18 protein-coding genes are annotated in these 17,586 nt (G+C 59.1%); 16 read left to right on the top strand and 2 right to left on the bottom strand.

The window, feature by feature from the left end:
* Positions 1-189 precede the first annotated feature (189 nt).
* The 14 genes from EFQ99_RS09040 (at position 190) to EFQ99_RS09105 (ending at position 13,051) form a co-directional block, all read left to right on the top strand.
* Positions 190-384 (top strand): Flp family type IVb pilin, encoded by a 195-nt coding sequence (locus EFQ99_RS09040; RefSeq protein ID WP_126920685.1) that lies wholly within the window; start codon positions 190-192, stop codon positions 382-384.
* A 98-nt stretch (positions 385-482) separates the two neighbouring features.
* Positions 483-1,400 (top strand): Flp pilus assembly protein CpaB, encoded by a 918-nt coding sequence (gene cpaB / locus EFQ99_RS09045; RefSeq protein WP_126920686.1) that lies wholly within the window; start codon positions 483-485, stop codon positions 1,398-1,400.
* Positions 1,401-1,456: 56 nt separating this feature from the next.
* On the top strand, positions 1,457-2,944 hold the full coding sequence (locus EFQ99_RS09050; RefSeq protein WP_126920687.1) for a type II and III secretion system protein family protein: 1,488 nt from the start codon (positions 1,457-1,459) through the stop codon (positions 2,942-2,944).
* Positions 2,925-3,233 carry a hypothetical protein gene (locus EFQ99_RS09055; RefSeq protein ID WP_126920688.1) on the top strand — a complete coding sequence of 103 codons (309 nt, stop codon included), beginning with the start codon at positions 2,925-2,927 and terminating at the stop codon, positions 3,231-3,233. Before EFQ99_RS09050 ends, EFQ99_RS09055 begins: the two co-directional genes overlap by 20 nt.
* Before the next feature lie 94 nt (positions 3,234-3,327).
* On the top strand, positions 3,328-4,929 hold the full coding sequence (locus EFQ99_RS09060; RefSeq protein WP_126920689.1) for a TadE/TadG family type IV pilus assembly protein: 1,602 nt from the start codon (positions 3,328-3,330) through the stop codon (positions 4,927-4,929).
* Complete coding sequence (locus EFQ99_RS09065; RefSeq protein WP_126920690.1) at positions 4,926-5,405, top strand: TadE/TadG family type IV pilus assembly protein; 480 nt, start codon at positions 4,926-4,928, stop codon at positions 5,403-5,405. The genes EFQ99_RS09060 and EFQ99_RS09065 overlap by 4 nt, the downstream gene beginning before the upstream one ends.
* Positions 5,399-6,022: a TadE/TadG family type IV pilus assembly protein gene (locus EFQ99_RS09070; protein WP_126920691.1), complete on the top strand. Its 624-nt coding sequence runs from the start codon at positions 5,399-5,401 to the stop codon at positions 6,020-6,022. Before EFQ99_RS09065 ends, EFQ99_RS09070 begins: the two co-directional genes overlap by 7 nt.
* Positions 6,023-6,050: 28 nt before the next feature.
* Positions 6,051-7,193 (top strand): pilus assembly protein, encoded by a 1,143-nt coding sequence (locus EFQ99_RS09075; RefSeq protein ID WP_126920692.1) that lies wholly within the window; start codon positions 6,051-6,053, stop codon positions 7,191-7,193.
* Complete coding sequence (locus EFQ99_RS09080) at positions 7,190-7,732, top strand: L,D-transpeptidase (RefSeq protein WP_126920693.1); 543 nt, start codon at positions 7,190-7,192, stop codon at positions 7,730-7,732. The genes EFQ99_RS09075 and EFQ99_RS09080 overlap by 4 nt, the downstream gene beginning before the upstream one ends.
* Before the next feature lie 17 nt (positions 7,733-7,749).
* Complete coding sequence (locus EFQ99_RS09085) at positions 7,750-9,198, top strand: TadA family conjugal transfer-associated ATPase (protein WP_126920694.1); 1,449 nt, start codon at positions 7,750-7,752, stop codon at positions 9,196-9,198.
* Positions 9,195-10,148, top strand: coding sequence for a type II secretion system F family protein (locus EFQ99_RS09090; RefSeq protein ID WP_126920695.1), 954 nt, complete (start codon positions 9,195-9,197; stop codon positions 10,146-10,148). Before EFQ99_RS09085 ends, EFQ99_RS09090 begins: the two co-directional genes overlap by 4 nt.
* A gap of 7 nt (positions 10,149-10,155) precedes the next feature.
* Positions 10,156-11,100 carry a type II secretion system F family protein gene (locus tag EFQ99_RS09095; RefSeq protein WP_126920696.1) on the top strand — a complete coding sequence of 315 codons (945 nt, stop codon included), beginning with the start codon at positions 10,156-10,158 and terminating at the stop codon, positions 11,098-11,100.
* Positions 11,101-11,115: 15 nt separating this feature from the next.
* Positions 11,116-12,420 (top strand): ATP-binding protein, encoded by a 1,305-nt coding sequence (locus EFQ99_RS09100; protein ID WP_126920697.1) that lies wholly within the window; start codon positions 11,116-11,118, stop codon positions 12,418-12,420.
* 61 nt (positions 12,421-12,481) lie between these two features.
* Positions 12,482-13,051 (top strand): hypothetical protein, encoded by a 570-nt coding sequence (locus EFQ99_RS09105; RefSeq protein WP_126920698.1) that lies wholly within the window; start codon positions 12,482-12,484, stop codon positions 13,049-13,051.
* Positions 13,052-13,173: 122 nt separating this feature from the next.
* On the opposite strand, the gene EFQ99_RS09110 is transcribed toward EFQ99_RS09105, so the two are convergent.
* Positions 13,174-13,695 (bottom strand): tetratricopeptide repeat protein, encoded by a 522-nt coding sequence (locus EFQ99_RS09110; RefSeq protein ID WP_126920870.1) that lies wholly within the window; start codon positions 13,693-13,695, stop codon positions 13,174-13,176.
* 258 nt (positions 13,696-13,953) lie between these two features.
* Between EFQ99_RS09110 and EFQ99_RS09115 the strand changes: the two genes are divergently transcribed.
* Together EFQ99_RS09115 and EFQ99_RS09120 are read left to right on the top strand one after the other, a co-directional pair.
* On the top strand, positions 13,954-14,451 hold the full coding sequence (locus EFQ99_RS09115; protein WP_126920871.1) for a hypothetical protein: 498 nt from the start codon (positions 13,954-13,956) through the stop codon (positions 14,449-14,451).
* 269 nt (positions 14,452-14,720) lie between these two features.
* A complete protein-coding gene (locus EFQ99_RS09120) occupies positions 14,721-16,088 on the top strand; it encodes an aspartate aminotransferase family protein (protein ID WP_126920699.1) in 1,368 nt (455 codons plus the stop codon).
* Positions 16,089-16,094: 6 nt separating this feature from the next.
* On the opposite strand, the gene EFQ99_RS09125 is transcribed toward EFQ99_RS09120, so the two are convergent.
* On the bottom strand, positions 16,095-17,582 hold the full coding sequence (locus tag EFQ99_RS09125) for an ArnT family glycosyltransferase (RefSeq protein ID WP_126920700.1): 1,488 nt from the start codon (positions 17,580-17,582) through the stop codon (positions 16,095-16,097).
* Between the last annotated feature and the right edge of the window lie 4 nt (positions 17,583-17,586).

Here is a 17,586-nt window from a genome sequence, read left to right on the forward strand (position 1 = left end):
CAGTTTTTACGAATAGACGCCGGGACTTTGGTCTTAACCATAAAGTATAGATGTCGAGAGGCCACGTATAAATCGATTGACTAAATTAGAGTTAAGAGATTATTAATAATCCCAGTCGAAGAGGCGGTCTCGACGACAAGGCGGCCGGGGGGAATTACGGCGCACAACTTATCTGGGAGGAAATTCTCGATGAAAGCCTTTGTAAATAGCGTACGCGCTTTCGCGCGGGAAGAAGATGGCGTCGCACTCACTGAATACCTCATTCTGCTTGCCTTGTTGGTTGGTGGCGTGATCACGGCGGTGACACTGGCCGGCACCAATCTGGCTGCCGTTTGGAACGGTTGGGCAGGGTGGTTTACGACCAAGCTGGCCGTCCCGGCCTGATATTGGCGTTCGAGAGAGAGAGGGGTTTTGTTAACCCCTCTCCCCTAAATTAGCATCAATGAATGGATGCGCTCCGTCCAGTGTAGCGAGTAACCGCGATGCGTTCTTCAACGATTTTAAGTCTCGTTATTGCGTTTGTTCTCGCAGCAGCAGCCGTTTTCGGCATGCGCGAGTATCTCTCCGATCAGAAGGCCCGGCTGCTGGCGATGAACGGCGTGAAGGCCGAGGAAAGAACACTCATAGTCGCCGCCAAGGCAATGCGCTTCGGCGACCGGATCCGATCCGAAAATCTCAGGGCCATTCCGTGGCCCTCGAATGAAACACCCGCAGGCTCGTTCGTCAGCATCGAGGCGGTTGTTGGCAGCGATGCCCAGCCGCGCTATGCCATGGCGGCGATCGACCCCGGCGAGCCGGTGCTATCCTCGAAAATCACTGGTGCCGGCGAACGCGCCACGCTGTCGGCGGCGCTCGACCAGGGCATGAAGGCGGTTTCCATTCGCGTTAACGACGTGCTTGGCGTCGCCGGCTTCGTAAGGCCTTCCGATCGCGTCGACGTGCTTCTGACGCGGGTCGTCCGCGGGCCGGAAGGCAACGATCAGACCTTCGTCGACGTGTTGCTGCAAGGCGTCAAAGTGCTGGCGGTGGACCAGACGGCAGACGAGCGCAAGGACGAGCCGTCCGTCGTGAAAACCGTGACCTTCGAGGTCACGACCGACGAGGCGCAGCGCCTTACCCTCGGCTCCAGTATCGGCACGCTCTCGCTGGCGCTTCGCAATGTTGCCTCTTCCTCTATCGAGCAAACCCGTCCGATCACCGTCGCCGACCTCGGTGGCGGGGCGATGGCGACGGAACTCGGCAACGATCTGGAAAAGAATAAGTTGCCAGAACCCGAAAAACAAGTGCAGATTGTGGAACAAAAAGTCGAGCCGGTATTGCCGGTCGAGCCGAAGTGGGTAACGGTGGGGGTCTGGAACACGACGAAGCGCGAGGAGCACCGAGTCGGTCTGATCCAGTGATGTTTATGCGGCCTGCCGCAGGTGCGGCCGGCCGAATGAGGGGGGCTAACGCAGGCATGGCGAACGGCAAGAGAAGAATCGCAAGGACGAAAAGCCTTGCGGCATTGGCGGCAGTGTTTTCGGCCTGTGTGTTTTTAGGGCCTGGATTTACCGGCTGCGCCAACGCACAGGAAAAGTCGGTCACCTTAGGCAAATCGGTCCAGCGTGTGACATTGCCTCCGAACGCGACGCTGACGCTCAATACCGGCCAGACCTTCGGCGATCTCGTCATCGGCAACGCCGAAATGATCGACGTGGTCCCGCTTTCCGACCGGTCGCTTTTCATTCGCGGCAAGAAGATCGGCGCCACCAATATCTCGGTCTATGGCGATGACAAGTCGCTTCTCGGTGTCATCGACATCCGCGTTGCCAGCGATTTCACCGAAGTCGCCTCCGCCATTCGCTCCGCCGCGCCTTCGGCCCGGGTTACCGTGGTCAACTCCAACGATCGCATTCGTCTGACAGGCATGGTCCGTGACGGCGTTGAATTGCAGCGGGTGATGGAAGTCGCCCAGTCCTATTCCGACCAACCGGTGCTGAACCAGTTGCGCGTCGGCGACAGCCAGCAGGTGATGCTGGAGGTCCGTGTCATTGAAGCCTCACGCCAGACGGGTCGTGACCTTGGGATCGGTTGGTCCGGGCGCGGCAACAACGGCATCGGCAAGGCAACGACCAGCCAGGGTATCGGCGTGGACGACAACGGCAGCTTGGTCCGCACCCTCGTTGACCCCAAGGGCGCGGCAACGGGTATGCTGCCCTTCGGCCAGTTGATCGCCAAGGTTCTGGAAATTTCGGGCGGCCGCATCGACGTGGTCATCAATGCGCTCGAGCAGAAGGGATTGGTGCGTCGTCTGGCCCAGCCGAACCTCATCGCAATGAGCGGCTCGACCGCCAGCTTCCATGCCGGCGGTGAAGTGCCGATCCTGAAGACGACGAACAACGGCACGACGGTCGCCACCGAGACGGACTATCGCCCCTTTGGTGTGCGGCTGACCTTCAAGCCGGTGGTGCTTGACGACGGCGTTATCAATTTGGAGATCGAGCCTGAGGTTTCCGAGATTGACCCGTCGATCAACGTCAACGGCAATCCGGGTTTCATCTCGCGCGCTGCCAGCACCACGGTAGCGCTTCGCGACGGCCAGAGCTTTGCCATGGCGGGCCTGCTGCAGTCGATCAATGCCAAAGACATCCAGCAATTGCCGGGCCTCGGGCAGATACCGGTCCTCGGCGCACTGTTCCGTTCGACGAGTTTCCAGAAGAAGGAATCCGACCTCGTTATCGTCGTCACTCCGCACATTGTGCGACCTGCCCGCCCGGGTGAGGACCTCTACAGTCCGCTCGATCAGACGCGTTCGTCCAACGACGCCGAGCTTTTCGCGCTCGGTGTCTTGGAAGTCGACAAGGATATGCTCCGACGCTTTCGCAATGGCGAAGGCGTGACTGGGCCCTATGGCCATCGTCTCGACCTGAACCAGGGAGGCCAAGTTGCTCTTACAAAACGCTAAACGCGTCCTTTTTGTCCTTGCTGCCGCCGGCCTGACTTCGGGCTGTGCCGACTACATGAACCATCGCGATACGATCACATTCGGGGCCGGGAACGCCATGGAAGCAAACAAGGCCATCCATACCGAGGACCCGTTCCCGCCGGAAGCCCAGCGAACCCGTATCGCAAGCGACGGCAAGGTGATCCGCAGGGTGGTCACTGAGTACCAGAATGGCGGGGCGGGCGTTATTCAGCCATCGCCTGCCATGGAGGCCAATGGTGCGGCCAGTGGGGCCACCGTTAGCCAGTAGCTGTTCGAAAGGCATGAACGGCGGCAGCGCGCCGGAAGGGAAAATGCACGAAACTGGGTCGTCACGGCGATAGCGCCGTGATGGGGGTATGCCAATGCTGAGCAGGGTTGTCAGACGGTTCTGGAACGATCATCGTGGCTATGTCATCGCCTTGACGCTCATCGCCATGCCAATGCTTCTCGGCTTTTCGCTGTTGGTCATCGATGTCGGCCGCAGCAGCAACCTGCATACCGATCTCCAGAACGCGGTCGATGCGATGGCGCTGGCGGGAGCCCGCGAACTCGATGGCCGCGATGATTCCATTTCGAGGGCGCAGACGGCGATCAAGAAAATCGCCAATAGCGCGGCTTTTTCCGGGGGCGGGACCGGCATGTCGCTTGGCTCGTATATTACCGTTGCCTACGACCCCGGAAACGATGCCGCGAGCACTGTCAACGTGCGTTTTCTGAAGAGCATCCCGGCCGACGACGATACGCCCATCCCGTCTTCGATGGAAACGACCACGGCCAGCGAAGCTTCCTACGCCTGGGTCATCGCCAAGCCGCAGGCGATGCAGACGATCTTTCCGATCCCGGTTGGCTTCACCCGCAATACGATCAACATCGCTGCGGACGCCGTGGCGGTATACCACGCCAGCGCCTGCGACGTGACGCCGATCTTTATCTGCAATCCGTATGAGCCAGCGGGCAACACGAGTGAAAGCGCCAGCGACGTTGCAGCTGCGGCCTTGCACACTAATTTTGCGGCCGGCAATCTCTACGGGCGACAGATCGAGCTTCACAGCACTTCGGCGTCCAATCCCGGTCCCGGCAATTTCGGGTTCCTGCGGACCCCCTTGGGCAATGGTGCCTCCGTGCTGGCGGAGGCTCTTGCCACCGGCAATCCCGGTACCTGCTACACACAGGACAGCCTCGATACGGAGACCGGCGCAAAGGCGGGGCCGGTCGAGGACGGCGTGAATACACGCTTCGGCTTTTACTCCTCGTCGTTCAACAAGGCGAACGGCGACTATCGTTACCGACCGGCGCAAGATGTACGCTCCGCTCAGACAATCAGCGGTAAGGGAAAGAAAGCCTGCGATACCTACGATCCGGTCATGGCCGGAGCCGTTGTCGGCGATGCCACCAAGGCTTTGCCGCTCGGCTACGGAGCGTCCATGACTTCGCTTTCCGGCGGCAAGATCAGCAGCAGCAACAATTGGCAGTACACGACATATTGGAATGTCGCGCAGGGGACGGCCGTACCGTCGGTGAGCACTGTCCTCAGCAACTACTCCAGTTATCCAGCGCCGACTGGAGCACCAAACCAACCATCCGCTTACGACGTTTATCGTTACGAGCTTGCAAACCCGTCTCTCATCAACCATGCCTCGGCGAATGGTGAGACCGGAACACCGGCAACTGGCGGCCAGTGCTATACCGGCCCGGACCTTTCGAACTATACGGCGGCCGAATATGGTGATCGCCGCGAGATCTTCTCAGCCATCGTCAATTGTGGTTATGAAGCTTCGGTCGGCCATCTAAACGGTCACAAGGCCACCCGCGCCGTGGCCTTTGCGCGCATGTTCCTGACCAAGCCGGCGATAAAGGATTCCAGCGAACGATACCTTTCCCTGGAGATGATCGACATCACCGGCAAGGGTGGTCGTGGCACGCTGGACGAATTCCTGCGGGAAGAAGCGGAGTTGGTCAGATGATGGCGCTCCGCAACTTTATCAGGCATCGGCTTTGCCTCGGCTTCTGGCGGCGGGAGGAAGGCGCGGTGCTTGCCGAAGCGCTGCTCGCGATTCCCTTTGTGACGATCTTTGCAGCGGGGATACTGGAGTTTGGCAGCATCTTCTGGCAGCGCATGCAGATCGACGCAGGGTTGCGCGATGCGGGTCGTTACCTTTCGCGATGCCGACCGGTGTCGGGAACCTATGTGCCGACATGTAATCAGGCGACTGCGAAGACGATCGCCTTTTACGGAACGCAAACACCTGCCGCAGGCGCTATACCCCGCGTCCCCGGCTGGAACGACCCTGCCGACATTACCATCACTGCACCCGATGCAGACGGGAACATCACCATCTCAACCGCTCATCTCTACCAGACCTCGCCGGTGTTCGGCTTTCTGGGAATCGATGCGATCACGATCAGCTCCTTCCATGAAGAGAGATACATCGGATGGTGACCTCTAGGGCGATCAAGACATTCTGGCAGGATAACAGTGGTGCCAGCCTTATCGAAGCATTGCTTACCTTTCCGATCGTCATGCTGGTATTCGCCGCCTTCATCGAGTTCGGCTATGCCATGTCGCAGTGGAATCAGACGGTCAAGGCACTGCAATATGGTGCCCGTTTGGCCGCTGTATCCGATCCGTTGACAACGAATTTCAATGCCGTCTTCCCGATCTCAGCTGCCGATCCACTCAACAACGGCAAAGCGGCGCCGAACGATGCAACAATATCCTCGACCTGCGGACCGGCCCTTGCGAACTGCACGGCGGCATTGAACCGGATCGTGCTCGGAAGCGACGGCGTTTGCAGCGCCGGAACTGATCCTCACCCCGGCATTTGCGACCTGAATTGGCGCATCGAGCCGAAGAATTTGGTGGTCACCTATCAGCGATCGGGGCTTGGCTATTGGGGCCGGCCGGACGGGCCCGTCCTGACGATGCGGCTGGAGGTGCGCGATATCACCTTCGATCTGCCGGTCCTCGGCGGGCTGTTGGGGCTTAACAAGATCACCATACCGGCCCATCCGGTGACGATCACGACGGAAGATCTAAAGACGTGCTCCACCTGCTGACTCCTTAAATCACGCGTAGGAAAGCGAAATGACAGCTCACATGAACATAGTCGCATCTACCAAGATCCTGGTTCTCTCCGACGATGCGGCTGCAGCGAGCTTGATGCTCGATACGTTCGGGTCGCTTTCTCGTTACGATGTCCGCCATCTCTCGCTGAAGGCGCTCGGAGAAAAGGGCCGGTTCGATCCGACGCAATTCAACCTGATCGTTCTCGACGTCGACAATGGGAACTTACTACACCAACCGGAGCTTTTCGCGTTTCGCACCAGTTATCGGGACATTCCGCTCGTGGTCGTTTCCGAAGACCTGCCTGATGACATGCTGCGGCTGCTTTTCCGCCTGAACGGCAATGACTGGCTGAAGAAGCCGCTCGAGCGCCGCGCACTGATCGAGATGATTTCGACCCATGCGCCTGGCACTGGGGCCAGCGACAGCCGGGTGCATGCCGTGGTCTCGGCCGTCGGTGGCGCGGGCGCCAGCATGATCGCTTCGTCGCTTGCGCATGTGCTGGCCCAGCCGACCAAGAATTCCACGCCGCGGATCGACTTGTTCGACACGGATTTTTGCTCCGGGGCGCTTGGCTATTATCTCAACCTTGTCAACGACTACGACCTGAAACCAGTCATCGCCAATCCTTCCCGGGTCGATCTGGAATTCATCGATCTGGTCCGAAAGCGCCATTCGGGGGGCTTTTCACTCCTGTCCTTCAAGCAGCCATCAGTTCTTCTGGCGCCGAAGGGCCGTGAACTCGTGCTGCGTATGCTCGACGTGGCCGCCTTCGAGAGCGATCACACGATCATCGACATTCCCTATTATGACACGCCGTGGAAATACGAGGTGCTCACTTCCGTCAACAGCATCTGCATCGTCACCGAAATGACGGTCCCTGCGCTTTCTCAAGCCAAGGATTTGTTTGCCAATCTGGTACGGCTGCGCGGCAGTTCGGATCAGATATTCATCGTCATCAACAAATACCGCTCCAAGCTTTTCGGCCTGGGCCTGCGCCGACAACAAACGGAAAAGATATTCAAGGAGATCCCCACACATGTCATTGCGGATGACTGGGAGACTCTGAGCGAGGCGGTCAACCGCGGCGTGCTGCCATTTCAAGTGAATTCCCGGGCGCGCTTCTGCGGCGCGGTCGGTAAGCTTGGAGCGCTGGTGCGATGAAGGCGATCGGTGTCGGCCTTGCAGTTTTGGCAATTCTGGCCACCGCCGGGGATACCGCGGCGGGCGGGCTTGTGCCGCGAAGCCTTGGGCCGACGACAAGTGCCGTGGTGACGATCGAAAAAAGCTACCCGGCTGGGACAATCGTCATCGCCAGCGGCAATCGTACGCTGGATCTCGTCATCTCCGAAGGACGCGCGATCCGTTACAAAATCGGAGTCGGACGAGACGGATTTCGCTGGAGCGGTACCGTCAAGATTGGACGCAAGGCAGAGTGGCCTGACTGGCGCCCGCCTGCCGAGATGAAGGCGCGCGCAGCTGGACTTCCGGATCTGGTGCCGGCCGGGCCGCTTAATCCATTGGGTGCCCGCGGGATCTATCTCTACAAGGGCGGGAGCGACACACTCTACCGCATTCATGGAACGAACGAGCAGTCGACGGTCGGCGGTTTCGCGTCATCGGGCTGTTTTCGCATGAGCAATGCCGACGTCATCGATCTCTATGCGAGGGTGAAAGTCGGTTCCACGGTCATTGTAAAATAAGAGTTCGGGGGCGGGATATGGCGAACGGTATCATCGGGCGTTTCTACAAGCAGCGGGAGCCGGAAAACCTGGAACATCCGGAGGCGGCCGAACTGTCTTTGGTCGGCGCAGTTGAGAACATGCCAGCACAGCCTGCTTCTGACGCCGCCGCGGCGAGTGACGAAGAGGCTTCGCTCGGGCCGGATATGGTTTCCGAGCGGGTCAACCTGCACCGCTACCTGCTCGATCGCATCAACCTCGGGATCCTCGACACGCTCGACAACGAGGAGATCGCCACCGAGATCCGGCCGTTGGTCAAGGACTATATCCGGAACAACAACTTTCCGCTGAATGCCAAGGAAATCAATGATCTGATCCGCGATATCACCGACGAGATGCTTGGGCTCGGACCTATCGAGCCGCTGCTGGCCGACGACACGATCGCAGATATTCTCATCAACGGCTATAACAGCGTCTATGTCGAGCGCAGCGGCAAGCTCGAGAGCACCGCCGTGCGGTTCAAAGACGAGGATCATCTCCTTCGGGTGATCAACAAGATCGTCTCGGCGGTCGGCCGCCGTGTCGACGAGTCGACGCCGATGGTTGACGCCCGCCTCAAGGATGGTTCGCGTGTCAACGTCGCCATCCGGCCGATCTCGGTCGATGGGCCGCTCGTTTCCATCCGCAAATTCACGCGCAAGCCGCTGACGATGGAGCGCCTGGTGCAATATGGCGCCATGGCCGATGCGATGCGCATCCTTCTCAGCGCCGCGGTCAAGGGCAAGGTGTCCATGGTCATTTCAGGCGGCACCGGTTCTGGCAAGACTACCTTGCTCAACGCGCTCTCGTCGCAGATTTCTCCAAAGGAGCGCCTTATCACCATCGAGGATGCGGCCGAGCTTCAACTGCAGCAGCCGCATGTCGGGCGTTTGGAAACCCGACCGCCGACGCTCGATGGGCGCAACGAGATCCGTCAACGCGAACTTTTGAAAAACGCCCTGCGCATGCGTCCCGACCGAATCATCGTCGGCGAAGTACGCGGCGACGAGGCGTTCGACATGCTGCAGGCGATGAATACCGGTCATGAGGGGTCGATGACGACCATTCACGCCAACACGCCGCGCGACGCCGTCGGCCGACTTGAGCAGATGGTCGGCATGGCGGGGATGCCGATGTCGCAGTTGAGCATTCGCTCGCAGATCTCGTCCGCCATCACCATGATCGTGCAGGTCCAGCGCCTGAGCGACGGCAGCCGCAAGATTGTCTCGATTTCCGAGATCACCGGTATGGAAGGCGAAGTCGTGCAGATGCAGGAGATCATGAAATTCAAGAAAATTGGCACCGATGAAGGTGGGCGGATCCATGGAGAATTCCGCGCCACCGGCATCCGGCCGCGGTTCGTCGAGGAATTTGCCGAACTCGGGATCGAGATCCCTTTGACGATTTTTGATCCCGGCAAACCGCTGCAAACGGGACCTGTTCAATGACCCTGACTCTCCTTTACGCCGCCGTTTTCACCGCCGCCCTTGTTGCCGTCGAAGCGATCATGCGCGGCTACTTCAAGACGTCCGAACGCCACCGCGCCGTGAACCATCGGTTGAGCTTGCTCGAGGTCAGCGACGATCATCGCAAGACCTATCGAGATATGCTGAAGGAGCGCGGTGCCGGCGGTGGTTGGCGGCAAACCCCCATCATGCAGCGGCTGTTGCAGTTCTACGCCCAGTCGGGAATCAAGTTCGATGCCAGGCGATTTGCTCTTTTCGCGATCGCGGGCGCCCTTTTGACGTGGCTGGCCGTGGGGTTTCTCGTGCCGAGCACTCTGTTCAGGATCCCCGTCTTTCTCCTCGTCTGCCTCCTTATCCCGACACTGGTCGTCTGGCGCGCCCGGGCGCGCCGCATGAAGAAATTCGAACTGAAGCTTCCTGAAGCACTCGATGTCGCCAATCGCAGCTTGGCCGCCGGCCACCCGCTGCCGGCGGCGATTTCTTTGGTGGCACGCGAGATGCCTGATCCGATCGGCACCGAGTTCGGCCTCCTCTCGGATGAGCTCACCTACGGCGTGACGCTGGACGATGCCCTTGTCAACTTGGCCGACCGGGTCGGCGTCGAGGACCTGAACCTGCTTGCGATATCGCTGAGCGTACAGGCCGGAACCGGCGGAAACCTAGTGGAGATCCTGCAGAACCTGTCGAAGACGCTGCGCGACCGGTATATGCTGAAGGCAAAGGTCAAGGCGATTTCCTCGGAAGGACGCATCACCGCGATCTTCATGTCGATGTATCCGTTCCTCCTCTACGCGATGATCAAGGCGTTGTCGCCGACCTACTTCGATCCCGTTTGGGATAGCGGCCACGGAGCCACGGTGGTGAGCGTGCTGCTGGCCGTCATGGCGATCGGCAATGTCATTCTCTACAAGATGGTCAACTTCGAGTACTGAGGCGGTCATGTCGAGTGAGTATGGAATTTACCTCATCGTCTTCTTTGCAGTGCTGATCTTTTCCGCAGCAGCATCGGAATTGTTTTTTCGACAACGCGAGGTCTCGGTTCGGGTGTCGAAGAGCTCGGCGGCATCAGGCGAGGAGTTCCACCTTGGCGATACGACGATTGCCGATCTCGGCGAGGCGGAAAACCGCCTGATCCGCCGCTATTTCGAAATTACGCGACGTGACACCAATGCGAACTCCACCCAGAACCGGCTGATCCGGGCGGGGTATTTCGCTGCCGGCGCCGTGACCACCTTCCAGGTGGTCCGCGCGGTGATTTGTATCAGCATGCTGGTCGCAGCGGTCTGGGCCTTAAACCGGTTCGCGCCTGATATGTCGCAGGTGGTGACGCTGATCCTTGGCATGTTTGCTGCGGGCGCGACCTTTATTCTGGTCAACATCTATATCGACCGGCGTGGCGCCGCCAAGGAGCGGGAGTACCGCCGCCTCTTTCCCGATTTCATGGATATGCTGATCGTCTGCCTCGATGCGGGGATGAGCATCGAGGCGGCGGCGAACCGTGTTGCCCGGGAGTTCGTTGCCAAGCGGCAGGACTTCGGCCTGCATCTCTCGATCATGATGCTGGAAGTGCGGGGCGGCCGGCGATTGCGCGAGGCGCTCGCTAATCTTGCCATCCGCCTCAGGATTGACGAAGCCCGGGCCCTTTCCGTTCTGTTCCGGCAATCGGAGGAACTCGGGACCAGCGTAACGCAGACGCTGCGGGTCTACTGCAAGGAAATGCGCGACCTCCGTATTGTTCGCGCGGAGGAAAAGGCTAACGCCCTGCCGGTCAAAATGCTGCTGCCGCTCGGCGCGTTCCTTTTTCCGGTAAGCCTCATCATCGTTCTCGTTCCCGTAGTTATCCGCGTCGTCGAACTTTTGATCAGCATGAAACCCGGCGGTTGAGCCAAGCGAGGTCGTATGCAGTATTCGCTCGAACAGGATCGTAACGATGCCATCATTTCCCTCGATCCGCGCATGCCGATGGCGCCGGCAAGCATAGAGCAAGCCGGACTGGATCTGTCCTTCCTGCTTCGGCTGGCGTCAAAATGTGCGGCCGAGCAGGACACAACTACGGCCTCTCATCTGGCTGACCGCATGAAGTTGCCGAAAGTGATCGTCAATATCCTGATCAAGGAACTCGTGAAACTCGCATACCTCGAGGCTCGCGGCCTGGCTGGTGAGGATGTAAGATCCGATATTCGATATGCGCTTTCCATGAAGGGGGTCGAATATGCCCACGCGGCGTCGCGTCAATGCCAATATGTCGGGCCGACGCCGGTATCGCTTGACGCGTTCTGCCGGCAAGTCGGTTTGCAGTCTATCCACTACGAGCGCGTGACCCCAGAGCGGCTGACCGATAGCCTTGACGGGCTGGTGCTCTCAGACGCCTTGGTCGAAAAGCTCGGCCCCGCCATCAATTCCGGTCGCTCTATCCTGCTTTACGGACCACCTGGAAACGGAAAGACGAGCATCGCCGAGCGGACGTCGCAACTGTTTTGCCAGACGATCTGGGTGCCCTATGCCATCGAGGTCGGCGGCCATGTCATCAGTTTCTATGACGAAGCCGTGCATCACTCCGTATCGGAGGCTGACGCGGGTTCTCATCCGAAAGCGGATCAACGATGGATCGAATGCCGGCGTCCGGTGATCAAGACGGGCGGGGAATTGACCCTCGATCAGCTCGACCTCACCTTCAATGAAGGACCAAATGTCTACGAAGCGCCCATCCACTTGAAGGCATCCGGCGGCGTTTTCATCATCGACGACTTCGGGCGCCAGCAAGTGGCGCCGCAGGCGCTCATCAACCGCTGGATTGTGCCGCTCGAACGCGGATATGACTTCCTGACCCTGCACACCGGCAAGAAGTTCCGGGTTCCCTTTGACGAGCTGGTCGTATTTTCGACGAATATCGCACCGAGGGACCTTTCCGACGAGGCGGGCTTGCGGCGACTCAAGTATAAGATCTTTGTGAACACCCCGTCGCGCGATGAATATATCAGAATCTTCAAATCCTATGCCAGCAGCACCGGATTGGCTGTCTGTGATCCAGACCTGAACCTGTTCTACGATCGCAAGTACAAAGGCGATGTGCTGGCGTCTTGCTACCATCCGAAATATCTTCTGGATTTCGTCGGTTCTTACTGCGAGTTCAACGGCATAGCTGGAAACGCGTCGCTCGATATGCTCGAACGGGCGTGGGAAGGTGTGTTTACATCGGAATGATTGCGGACCTTGTACTGATCGCGGCCAACGCAGATTTAATGACTTACGGGGGAGTAAACGAATGACCAGCATCCCAAGTATCGAGGTCGAAGTCGACGTCACAAAACCGAGCAAGACGCCAGCCATGGAGCCGAGAGGCTCAAAAAATCCGTTGCTCGTCGGTTTGCTCCTGATGCTCCTGCCTGTGAATGCCGGCGTTCTCATCTATACCGCCAAAAACTCTGCGGATGTTCGCGAGAGCCGCGAGACCATTGCCGCGCTCAAAAGGTCCATCGATGGGCTGAAAGGACAAATGGAAAAGCAGTCCGGCCACATCGCGGACAATGCCAAGGCCGACGACGTCGCACTTGTCCGCCAGGAGATGGATAGCCTGCAAAAGGCTATTTCGTCGATGAACGAACGGATGCGCAGCGACACCAGCGTCACACGCATGGGGTCAGCTTTGGTCCTCAGTGCGCCCGGCAAGGAACCGGCACAATTTTTCGCACCCCGTGCCATGCCGGCGGAAACGCAAACTCCGGATAGCACTCTGGCATCCATCGAAGCCGGGGGCATTTCAGCGAGTGACCTGCCGCGTTACGAACGAACACTCTCGCCTGAGGGTCAGCTCATACTTCGCAAGGCGCGGTAAACAACGACGTCACCGAAATCTCCAAGCAATCGCTGGACGCTACCAGGAGGCGCCGCGCAGCGCCCCAATGCGGCTAGGGCGCTCTCATCTCGACGCAGATTGCCGATCGCTTGAAGGGCCCATCACCGCTGAGCGTAATTCACGCTGTTTTTCATCAATTCGAGATTACGGGCAGTGATTTCGTTTCCGGGATCAAGCTCATAAGCTTTCAGGAAATACCCTCTCGCAGTGCGCAAGTCGCCGCGTAATAGGTGAGAATATCCGATATTATTGTAGTAGACCGGGGTGTTGCCGATCATTCGTGAGAGCACCTTGTAGGCACGGTCGGACGTATCGAAGCGGGCAACCATGTCGGCGGAGGCCGCTAAGCCTAGCCAAGCGGCCGGATCCTGCGGAAAAACGTCAACCGCTCGCTTGTAAATGGCGTAAGATTTTCCGTAGTTCTTTTCCTGAAACTGCAGTTTGCCGGTGGTTATCAACTCGTCGTTCTTATAGAAGGCGACGGCTGAGTCATCCGCGACGGTCTTTGCACTATCGCCATAAGCAGCAAGGCCATCAACGCCGGATGACTGGCAACCAGCTAAAATCGCTCCAGTCGCTATCAAAAACGCGATGCATTTAGTTCCAGCTCTGATCTGCAACATTGGCAATTTGATCCCCATCAGACACTCTTACCTAAGACTCGGATGCGTTCACCGGCAATCATCGTGAAAAAAAGCTAACAACTCAAGAATTTAAGCATATACTCACAAAAAAGCGACAGAGGCGGTCTTCGCCGGAACGCGAGAGCGTGATAAAAATGCCTACTATCCAAAGTAGGCATCATCTGTACCGTTACTCCTTGAGTGGAAATCAATCAACGTCGCCTATCCCCCTCCTGAGGTCAAAGGATGGAACGCCGCATGTGGATCGCTATTTTCACACTGATGCGGCTTGGGCCATCGCTGGCTTACGCGATAGCATCGATCTTCGTTCTCAGCATACCGCTCCTGGAAAGCCACCCCTCAAGTGCCTTCGCCTGGTGGCTGTACCTGACGATACTCCCGGTCATGCGCGAGCCCGTCTATCTGCTTTTGGCCGTACCCGGAATTGGAATTTGGAGCGCCACGGTCCTGTTGATGCTTGCATCGATTTTCGGGATTCGAGTGGCCATGCAGCCGCAAAGACACCGCCGGTCAGGATTCATCCATGCCCATATCGCGCTGATCGCGACAGGCCTAAATATGGGGCGGGCAGTTGCGCAAGCCGGCCTTTCCGACGCTGCGCTGCCTCAATTTCAACTCGGCGACTGGTCGTTCCTGCCGCTATCCCAACCGCTTGGGACCTTCCTTTTCATATCCGTGCTGTTGGCTTGCATTTGCTGGCATTTAACAGTCATCAAGCGTGCAATATCGGCGTGATGGAAAGGGGTTGAACCGCCCCCGCCGGAGGCACGCAAGACGTGCTTCAAGTTGAGGCAGAGCAGGCAAGACCGGCTCCCGTCAAGGCGCTGGAGAAGCCGAAGCTTGACGCAGCCGCCTTGAAGATTTGCGGTTTCGCTGGGGGTAGGCGCCTTCTGCCTTCTGTCCATCCCATTGCTCGCCAAGACCTTGAAAATCCTCCGGAACAAGGCCAAGCTCCGATCCCATCGATAGCAACCTTTCCAATCCATGAGGGTCTTTCACCAGCCATGCCCGATACTTACCCGCTCTCGAATCTCGCCGCGATCGACGCCGCACACCATCTGCATCCCTTCGCCGATATGAAGAAGTTGAATGCCGAAGGCACGCGCGTCATCCAGCGCGGCGAGGGCGTCTACATCTTCGACAATCACGGCAGGAAATACCTTGACGGTTTCGCCGGCCTCTGGTGCGTCAATATCGGTTATGGCCGCCGGGAGATCACCGAAGCCGTCGCGCGGCAGATGAACGAACTGCCCTATTACAACACCTTCTTCGGCACGACCTCGACGCCGACGACGCTGCTGGCTGAGAAGGTCACCTCCCATGCCGGCGGACGTTTCAACCATATCTTTTTCACCGGCTCCGGCTCTGAAGCGAACGACACATGGTTCCGCATGGCCCGCGTCTATTGGAGCGCCGTCGGCAAGCCGTCGAAGAAGATCGTCATTGCGCGAAAGAACGGCTATCACGGCTCGACCGTCGCGGGCGCCAGCCTCGGCGGCATGAAATACATGCACGAACAGGGCGACCTGCCGATCCCGGGCATCGTTCATATCGGCCAGCCTTACTGGTATGGCGAGGGCGGCGATCTCTCGCCTAATGAATTCGGTCTCAAGGTCGCCCGCGAGCTCGAAGCCAAGATCGATGAACTGGGCGAGGAAAATGTCGCCGCTTTCGTCGCCGAACCGGTGCAGGGGGCTGCCGGTGTCATCGTCCCGCCCGAGACCTACTGGCCGGAGATCGACCGCATCTGCAAGGCGCGCAATATCCTGCTCGTGACCGACGAGGTGATCTGCGGTTTCGGCCGTCTGGGCTCCTGGTTCGGCCACCAGCACTTCGGCGTGGAGCCCGATCTTGCACCGATCGCTAAGGGGCTCTCCTCGGGTTATCTACCGATCGGCGGCGTGCTCGTCAGCGACCGCATCGCCGATGTGCTGATCAACGACATCGGCGACTTCAATCACGGCTTCACCTATTCCGGCCATCCGGTCTGCGCCGCCGCCGCCCTCGAAAACCTGCGCATCATCGAAGAGGAACGGCTGGTCGAGCGCGTGCGCGACGATATCGGGCCCTACTTTGGCAAAGCCTGGGCAGCGCTGGCGGACCACGATCTTGTCGGCGAGGCTGATAGCATCGGGCTGATGGGCGGCTTGCAGCTAGCCGCTGAGAAGAGCACGCGGACACGTTATGAAAAGCCCGATCAGGTCGGTTCGCTGGTGCGCAACCACGCGCTGGCGAACGGCCTCGTGCTGCGCGCCACCGGAGACCGTATGCTCGCCTCGCCGCCGCTCGTCATCAGTCATGTTGAAGTGGATGAGATGGCGAGAATTACCAGGCTCGCGCTGGACTCGGCATGGAAGGAGCTGAAATCCTGACGTCGCTCAGGCCGGCGGGTTGATCCAGGCGTAGCCGAAACGAAAGGTATCGTCGCCGCGCCCATAGAAATAGGGCACGTCGATCACCGACGCATCAGGCGCAGTTACGCCGAGATTGGTCTGCAGCCATGCAGCCATGGCCGCGGGAAGCGCTTCGTTTTCTCCCTTCCGCGGGATGAGCCACACGAGGAGCAGCGGCCGCCGGCCGGAAAGATCCGGCTTGAAGCTGGGATAATCCATGGAAACGACTGGCACGCCGGGAATATCCTGCCTGAGATTGCCGGCGAGCAGGCTGTCGCCGGCCAGGATCGCTGCCGGTTCGGCCTGTTTGCGCAGGATTTCGAGCATGCTGGCATAAGGCCTGTTCAGGCGTTCGTAATGACCTGAAACGCGCGCGGTCGCCACACTGCCGTAAAGGACTGCCGGTACGCCGATCATTATGATGGCGATAACGGGCAGGAAGCGCCGAAAAGCTTTGTCAGTCTCCACGCCCGCCGCCTCGATCTTCAGGCAGAAATAGAGCGGCAGGATGAAGAGCATCGGCACCAGCCAGCGATCCTTGATGCCGGCAGCACCCCCGAAAACGATCAACAGCAGAATGCCGATGACGAAAACGAGCATCATCCGCTCGAGGAGCCGCGTCCATTCCGACTGGGTAGCGAGCGCCGGACGAAGGCTCTTGCCGAATACCAGCGCGAACACTGCCACCGCCAATCCGGCGAAGCCGACGATGGCGAGGCCGAGCGAACTGACGCCCATCGCCACCTGCATTGGATAGCTCGCATTATCGCTCGCGGTCATCTTTTCCAGGGTTCGCGCGGTCGCGAAATGGAGATTGTCCTTAAGCCAGAAGAGATGCGGCAGGGTGATGACAAGCGCCACCGCCGCAGTCAGCGTGAGGCGCCAGTCGAAGATCCGCGGCCGCAGGCGCGCATCCGCCAGCGCCGCAACCAGGGCGGCGGCCGGCAGGATCGCAAAATTGTATTTGGCAAGCAGGCCGAAGCCGATGCCGAGACCTGCGATTGCATAGGAGCTGAGGCTCGGCTGCTTCAGGCTGCGAACGAAGCCGTAGAAGAAGACGGTGGCCGAAAAGAACACCGCGACCGTATGCGTCAGGTCCCGTTGCATCTCGAAAACCATCTGCGGGATTGTCAGCAGCCCGAGCGTCGCGATCGCCGCGAGCGCCTTGTCACGCAGAATGAGACGCGCGGTCAGGCCATACAGCAGGTAGGAAGCGAAGAGCAGAAGGTTCTTCACCACCGAAAGAGCGGCAAGCGAAACGCCGGTAAACTGGAAGACGGTGTATTGCAGCCAGTTGTAGAACGGCGGCTGCGGGCCATAACCGGCGGCGAGCCATTGCGAGCGAAAGGCCTGTTCGGCCTCGTCGAGATCGAGCGAATGGGAGGTCGCAAGCCGCACGCCAAATTGAAGAGTGAAATAGGCGGCCAGTAGGACGAAAATCCATCGCATGTCGCGAGTGCTGGTTTCGGTCATCTAT

The sequence above is a fragment of the Rhizobium vallis genome (assembly GCF_003985155.1).
GTDB lineage: Bacteria > Pseudomonadota > Alphaproteobacteria > Rhizobiales > Rhizobiaceae > Rhizobium > Rhizobium vallis.

Coding starts and splice junctions, on each gene's coding strand:
- EFQ99_RS09110 (WP_126920870.1), bottom strand. CDS start 13,695: ATGTTGCAGATCAGAGCTGGAACTAAATGCATCGCGTTTTTGATAGCG.
- EFQ99_RS09115 (WP_126920871.1), top strand. CDS start 13,954: ATGTGGATCGCTATTTTCACACTGATGCGGCTTGGGCCATCGCTGGCT.
- EFQ99_RS09070 (WP_126920691.1), top strand. CDS start 5,399: ATGGTGACCTCTAGGGCGATCAAGACATTCTGGCAGGATAACAGTGGT.
- EFQ99_RS09085 (WP_126920694.1), top strand. CDS start 7,750: ATGGCGAACGGTATCATCGGGCGTTTCTACAAGCAGCGGGAGCCGGAA.
- EFQ99_RS09040 (WP_126920685.1), top strand. CDS start 190: ATGAAAGCCTTTGTAAATAGCGTACGCGCTTTCGCGCGGGAAGAAGAT.
- cpaB (WP_126920686.1), top strand. CDS start 483: ATGCGTTCTTCAACGATTTTAAGTCTCGTTATTGCGTTTGTTCTCGCA.
- EFQ99_RS09095 (WP_126920696.1), top strand. CDS start 10,156: ATGTCGAGTGAGTATGGAATTTACCTCATCGTCTTCTTTGCAGTGCTG.
- EFQ99_RS09090 (WP_126920695.1), top strand. CDS start 9,195: ATGACCCTGACTCTCCTTTACGCCGCCGTTTTCACCGCCGCCCTTGTT.
- EFQ99_RS09060 (WP_126920689.1), top strand. CDS start 3,328: ATGCTGAGCAGGGTTGTCAGACGGTTCTGGAACGATCATCGTGGCTAT.
- EFQ99_RS09125 (WP_126920700.1), bottom strand. CDS start 17,582: ATGACCGAAACCAGCACTCGCGACATGCGATGGATTTTCGTCCTACTG.
- EFQ99_RS09050 (WP_126920687.1), top strand. CDS start 1,457: ATGGCGAACGGCAAGAGAAGAATCGCAAGGACGAAAAGCCTTGCGGCA.
- EFQ99_RS09075 (WP_126920692.1), top strand. CDS start 6,051: ATGACAGCTCACATGAACATAGTCGCATCTACCAAGATCCTGGTTCTC.
- EFQ99_RS09080 (WP_126920693.1), top strand. CDS start 7,190: ATGAAGGCGATCGGTGTCGGCCTTGCAGTTTTGGCAATTCTGGCCACC.
- EFQ99_RS09105 (WP_126920698.1), top strand. CDS start 12,482: ATGACCAGCATCCCAAGTATCGAGGTCGAAGTCGACGTCACAAAACCG.
- EFQ99_RS09120 (WP_126920699.1), top strand. CDS start 14,721: ATGCCCGATACTTACCCGCTCTCGAATCTCGCCGCGATCGACGCCGCA.
- EFQ99_RS09065 (WP_126920690.1), top strand. CDS start 4,926: ATGATGGCGCTCCGCAACTTTATCAGGCATCGGCTTTGCCTCGGCTTC.
- EFQ99_RS09100 (WP_126920697.1), top strand. CDS start 11,116: ATGCAGTATTCGCTCGAACAGGATCGTAACGATGCCATCATTTCCCTC.